The sequence below is a fragment of the Synechococcus sp. R6-5 genome (assembly GCF_047461775.1).
GTDB lineage: Bacteria > Cyanobacteriota > Cyanobacteriia > Thermostichales > Thermostichaceae > Thermostichus.
The window spans coordinates 1-6,045 of sequence record NZ_JANSHV010000161.1 but is presented as its reverse complement, the minus strand read 5'-3'; the positions used below and the strand labels follow the sequence as shown (position 1 = coordinate 6,045).

The 6,045-nt window shown below is 59.5% G+C and carries 5 protein-coding genes; 1 reads left to right on the top strand and 4 read right to left on the bottom strand.

Annotated features, from left to right (window positions below; genetic code table 11):
• On the bottom strand, positions 1-924 hold a 924-nt coding region (locus NW818_RS09205), incomplete at its 3' end, for an ABC transporter ATP-binding protein (RefSeq protein ID WP_414424380.1).
• 290 nt (positions 925-1,214) lie between these two features.
• Here NW818_RS09205 and NW818_RS09200 point away from each other — a divergent pair.
• Complete coding sequence (locus NW818_RS09200; protein ID WP_414424379.1) at positions 1,215-1,793, top strand: DoxX family protein; 579 nt, start codon at positions 1,215-1,217, stop codon at positions 1,791-1,793.
• Positions 1,794-1,873: 80 nt separating this feature from the next.
• Here the strand turns inward: NW818_RS09200 and NW818_RS09195 are convergent, their stop codons facing one another.
• From NW818_RS09195 to NW818_RS09185, 3 genes are all read right to left on the bottom strand, one after another.
• A complete protein-coding gene (locus NW818_RS09195; RefSeq protein WP_414424381.1) occupies positions 1,874-4,048 on the bottom strand; it encodes an RNA degradosome polyphosphate kinase in 2,175 nt (724 codons plus the stop codon).
• A 58-nt stretch (positions 4,049-4,106) separates the two neighbouring features.
• The gene (locus NW818_RS09190; RefSeq protein WP_414424378.1) at positions 4,107-5,066 is read right to left on the bottom strand and encodes a branched-chain amino acid ABC transporter permease; all 960 of its coding nucleotides are present in this window, start codon (positions 5,064-5,066) and stop codon (positions 4,107-4,109) included.
• The coding region (locus tag NW818_RS09185; RefSeq protein WP_414424377.1) for a branched-chain amino acid ABC transporter permease at positions 5,066-6,045 on the bottom strand (980 nt) is incomplete at its 5' end. The genes NW818_RS09185 and NW818_RS09190, both read right to left, overlap by 1 nt.

The window sequence follows — 6,045 nt, the reverse complement described above, 5'->3', positions numbered from 1 at the left end:
GAAGCAGTCAGGGTCGGGTAGTTTACATAAGTCAATCCGAATGTGCTCCGGGCGCAAAGCAAACAGGGCCGCTTCTCCCACGCATCGTTCCGCCAGGGATCCCTCGATCAAGTTGGTTTGGCCGATAAAACCGGCTACAAACCGGGTGGCAGGTCGCTCGTAGAGCTCTGCCGGGGATCCCACCTGTTCGATGCGCCCGCGATTGAACACGGCAATACGATCGCTCATGGTCAGGGCCTCTTCTTGGTCGTGGGTGACGTACAAAAAGGTGAGACCAAGGCGGTGTTGTAGGGCCTTGAGTTCAAACTGCATCTGTTGGCGCAACTTCAAATCCAGCGCCCCCAAAGGTTCATCCAGCAAGAGCACCTGCGGTCGGCCAACCAAAGCCCGCGCCAAGGCCACCCGTTGCCGTTGCCCCCCTGAAAGTTGGCTGGGTTTACGGGATCCCAGATCGGGCAGTTGTACCAGCTCCAGCGCCTCTTGCACTCGCTTTTGGCGCTCCTTCGGCGGTATGCCGCGGATCATCAAGCTGTAGCCAACGTTCTCCGCCACCGTCATGTGGGGGAAGAGAGCATAGTCCTGAAACACCGTGTTCACAGGCCGTCGGTAGGGCGGCAGACCCAAAACATTCTGGCCGTTCAATTCGATCTGCCCCTCATCCGGACGCTCAAAGCCCGCGATCATCCGCAAACAGGTGGTTTTGCCCGAACCCGACGGCCCCAACAACGTAAAAAACTCCCCCTGCTGCACCTCCAAATCCACCCCGTCCACCGCTTGGATCCCGGAAAAGTTGCGGCTGACCCTCCGCAAACGAATGGCAGGCGGGGATCCCTCCTCTCTCCCGGCTTGGGCTTTGGCGGAGCTGACATCAGAGGCGAGGACAGATTCGGCAACCATATCGACACAGGCAGCAAATGAACCCATCATGAGGGATCCATTTACAGAGGTTGACAGGTCTCAGCAAGGCCGGAAAAGTCCCAGGCCAAGAGCAGAGATAGTGTGGCGCAATCGCCTGCGGTGAAAGCTCGCCGGAAACCCACCCGACCGGTCGCGAAAGCGGGCCGGAGGCCTTTCGCGGAAGCGGACCGGAGGCCTTGTTTCTGGATGGGATCCCTTGACCACTGGGGATCTGAGTCCCACCCTTGTTACAGAAATTTAGAATCGTTACAATGAGTTAGAATCTTTGCTCATCTTTGCATCGCAGGTTTTATCCTATGGCACCCTCTCAGCAGTTTCCCGTGCTACTCGCCTCAGCTTTGCGTCACGACAGCGTGGCCCCGCGCTGGTCTCAAGTGGCGTGGACCGTTTTGCGGGTGGTGGCAGGGCTATTCATGATTCACAACGGCCTTGACAAACTGGCAGATATTGAAGGGTTTGCGACGGCTTATGTAGAAGTGATCGGGTTGCCCTTCCCGATCTTCTTCGCTTATGTGGCTGCCTATACCGAGCTGATCGCAGCTCCGATGGTGGCGTTGGGTTTGTTGACCCGAGGGGCAGCACTGGGCTTGTTCGCCACGATGGCGGTGGCCATGTTCCATCACATTAAGGTGGCCGGCTTCAGCGTTCCCTACTTGGAGCTATCCGCCATTTACGCAGCGATCTTCCTGGCCTTTGCGGTGAATGGGGGGGGCTGGTTCTCTGTGGATCAGCTCTTGGTGAATGCAATCGAGTCGTGGCTGAACCGCTCCAGCCGAGAGAAGTTGGAGAGCTTGCAGTCTTCGTTGCAGGCCACGGAACGGGTAATTGCGCTGGGCGAGGAAGAGGCCGAGGCCGCCAAGACCACCGGATCCTGAGCTTTGGTGGCCATTCCCGATAGCGGCGAGGCTGCTCCTCTCTCCCTCTGAGAGAGAGGTTAGCAGTGAGAGTCATCCTGCTAAATGCGGCTGGCGGCCCGCTCCATCAGGCGTTGGTGGGTGGAGCGCACAGGCTCTCCTGGCTTGGGTTGTCGCTGCACGTAGGTGCCATCAGGGCGCAACTCCCAGGCCTGCCGGTTGTCCGTCAGGCAGATGTCCAAGATCGCCTTGAGCTCCCGCTGCAACGCGGGATCCTCCACAGGGGTAACCACCTCAACGCGCCGATCCAGGTTGCGGGTCATGTAGTCGGCACTGCCGATGAAGTACTCTTCCTGGCCGCCATTGTAGAAGTAGAAGATGCGGGAGTGCTCCAGGAAGCGCCCGATGATGCTGATCACGCGGATGCGTTCGCTTAGGCCGGGGATCCCCGGCTTGAGGCAGCACATGCCCCGCACGATGAGGTCGATCTCCACCCCGGCTTGGCTGGCCTCGTAGAGCAGCCGGATCATTTCCGGGTCGGTGAGGGAGTTGACCTTGACGATGATGTGTCCCTGCTGGCCGGCTTGGGCATGGCGGATCTCTCTGCGGATCAGGGCTTCCATGCCCTGGCGCAGGGTTCTGGGGGCCACCAAGAGCTTGCGGAATTGCCGTTGCCGCGAGTAGCCCGTCAGCAGGTTAAACAACTCCGTAACATCGTTGCAGAGGGTCTCATCGCAAGTGAACAGCCCTAGGTCGGTATAGATACGGGCGGTTTTGGGGTTGTAGTTGCCGGTACCGATGTGGACGTAGCGGCGCAGGGATCCCTCCTCTTCCCGCACCACCAAAGCCAGTTTGCAGTGGATTTTCAGCCCCGGCAGGCCGTAGGCCACGTGGACCCCGGCTTTCTCCAGCTTTTTGGCCCAGAGGATGTTGTTTTCTTCGTCGAAACGGGCTTTGAGCTCCACCAGAGCGGCCACCTGCTTGCCGTTTTCGGCGGCCTGAATGAGGGATTTCACCACCGTCGAGTCGCCGGAGGTGCGGTAGAGGGTTTGCTTAATGGTGAGCACCTGCGGATCGTTGGCGGCCTCCTCCAAAAACCGTTCCACGCTGGCGGCAAAAGAATCGTAGGGGTGATGCACCAACAGATCCCCTTCCCGGATGACGGCAAAGATATCCACCGGCTCATCGCTGACCGAGGCAGTGCGCAGGCGGGGCGGGGTGACCGGCCCCCAAGGGGGATCCTTCAAATCGGGCCGATTCAGGCTGAGAAACGCCATCACCCCCCCCATACTCAAGAGGCCATCCACTTCGTACACCGAGTCACTGTTGAGGCGCATCTCTTCGCTGAGCCGTTGTCGGATGGCTGCCGGAGTTTGGCTGGCAATCTCCATGCGCACCACTGAGCCGAAGCGGCGCTTGCGCAGCTCTTCTTGAATGGCAGCCAGCAGATCGTCCGCCTCGTCCTCTTGGATTTCCAGATCCGCATCTCGGGTAATGCGGAAGGGGTAGTACTCCAGCACCTGCATGCCGACAAACAGCGCTTCCAGATGGTGGGCAATCACCTGATCCAGCGGCACAAAGCTCACCCCATCCCGCAGCGGCACAAAGCGGGGCAAGGTATTGGGCACCTTCACGCGAGCAAAATGCTCCTTGCCAGTCTCTGGATCCCGCACCACCACCGCCAAGCTGAGGCTGAGGTTGGAGATGTAGGGAAAAGGATGGCCTGGATCCACCGCCAAGGGGGTGAGCACTGGAAACAAACGCCTCTCAAAGTAGTCCCGCAGCTCCTGCCGTTCCGACTCGGCCAGCTCGGAAAAATCGCGGATGTGAATGCCCTGTTCCGCCAGCTTGGGCACCAGTTCCTGCCGGAAGCAAGTGTGCAATTTTCGAATCAGGGGGCGCAGGTGGCTCGAGATCTGCTGCAACTGCTGCTGCGGTGTAAGGCCATCCGGGGTTAGCACCAACACGCCCGTTTCCAACTGACGACGGATCACCGCCACCCGCACCATGAAAAATTCGTCCAGGTTGCTCTCAAAGATGGCCAGAAACTTCAGCCGCTCCAGCAGCGGTGTGCGCTCATCCAGGGCCTCGTGCAAAACCCGGGCATTGAATTCAATCCAGCTCAGCTCCCGGTTGAAATACTGCTCCGGCAGAGCATAGCCCTCTTGGATTGGTGTAGTCCGGATCCCTGGTTGTCCGGCATCAGGGGGGCAGCCCGTCGTGTCAGGGTTGCAAGGTGGCCAGGAAGGGTCGGTTTCCTTGGGGCGCGGAGTCATGGCGGCAGAGGGCTGGGTTGTCTCAAACACGTCAACAACAGCTGGAGCCGACCCAATCCTATCCTGCGGGGTTCTGCTTAGGCGAAGGAGAAGTGCCCAAGACGGGCTTGGGCGGACGTTCAGGCAACAATCCTTGAGAGCGCGTCAGAAGAATCACCTGGAGCAGGATCCCGATCAACAAAATGCGCAAAGGGCCAGCCCGGGTGGCCCACTGGGGCGGCAAACGGTTGGTGAGCCACTCGCTGCCCGACCACACCCCCCAAATCACCAGCGCTCCCAGCAAGGCGCCGCGATTGTTGCCACTGCCCCCCGCGATCAACATCACCCAAACGATAAAGGTGGCAAACTCCGGTTGAAAGGCTTCTGGGCTGATGAAATTGACAAAATGGGCGTAGAGGGCCCCCGCCAACCCCATGAGCATGGATCCCAGCACAAACGCCTGCAGGCGAAACTGGAGCACATCTTTGCCGGCGGCCATGGTTGCCGGTTCATCCTCGCGAATGGCCCGCAACACCCGCCCCCAAGGGGAGCGATAGGCCCGCTCCGCAGCCCAATAGACCACCGCCAAAATGACCAGCACCAAGCCCAAGTAGAGAAGGGTATCCTGACCTGGGATCCAGCCGCGAAAGGGTCGCGGAATGCGGGTAATTCCCCGCACACCGTTGGTGAGCCAGCCCTCATTTCTCAGGATTTGGCTGATGATCTCAGCAATGCCGATGGTGGCGATGGCCAAGTAGTCGGAACGCAGCTTCAGGGTAATCAACCCGATCAAAAAGGCAATCGCTCCGGCGACGGCCACAGCCACGGCAAAACCCACCCAAAAGGGTAGATTGAAGCCGCCCAAATGCTCGGCACTTGGGGGTGTGGTTACAATGGCGCTGGCATAGGCTCCCACGGCAAAAAAAGCCCCCACCCCGATGTTGAACATGCCGGCGTAGCCCCACTGGACATTGAGGCCCAGCACCAGCACGCCGTAGATCCCCACCAAAATCAAAAAGAAAATGCCGTAGCTCAACATCAGACATCCCCCCTACCCGGGGATCCCAGCAATCCCGTGGGTCGGAAGATCAGCAGCAGTACCAAAATGGCGAAGGCCACCCCGGTTTTATAGGCAGGGTTCATCACCAAGGTGGAAAACTCTTCCGCCAGGCCAATCACCAGCCCTCCGGCAATGGCCCCGTAAGGGCGACCAATGCCGCCGAGAATGGCCGCTGCAAAAATGGGCAGCAATAGCCGCCAGCCCATGGTGGGGTGCAGACGGGTATCCATGCCCAGGAACACACCTGCTGCACAGGCCAAGGCTGCGCCAATGGCCCAAGTCCAGAGGACGATCCGCTCTGTATCAATGCCGGTAATCTTGGCCAGCTCAAAATTGTCGGCCATGGCCCGCATCGCTTTGCCCACCCGCGTGCGTTGTAAGAAAAGATGCAGGGCCACCACCAACAGGGCTGTTCCCACCAGGATCACTGCCCAATCGGGCTTGATGCGCAGCTCTCCAAGCCGCCACGGCAACTGGATCCCGCTGCGGTACACCTGATTGTTGGGCCCCCAGATGATCTGCACCAGGCTGCGCAGAATCAGAGCGGTGCCAAAAGAAGAAATGAGCAAGATCACCGGGGCCTCCCGGCGCAGGCGGCGATAAATGAGTTGGTCGATCCCAACTGCACAAAGTACCGTGGCCAAAGCTGCCGGGAGCAGGCTGACCCCAATTGGCCAACCCAACCCAACAAATGTCAGGCCGAAGTAGGCCCCCAGGGTCATCAGATCCCCATGGGCAAAGTTGGCAAAGCGCAAAATGCCAAAGGTCAGCGACACCCCAATTGCTCCCAGGGCGTAGATGCTGCCCAAGACAAGGCCGTAGATGAAAAGTTGCAACAGTTGGGTCACGCTTGCCCCCAAAAACACTTTGCCCTGATAATGCCACGGGTTTGCCGAGAGCGGGATCCCGTCCGGCACAGCGGAAGGATACGGCTGATCGCGCCAGCGGGACGGAGTCC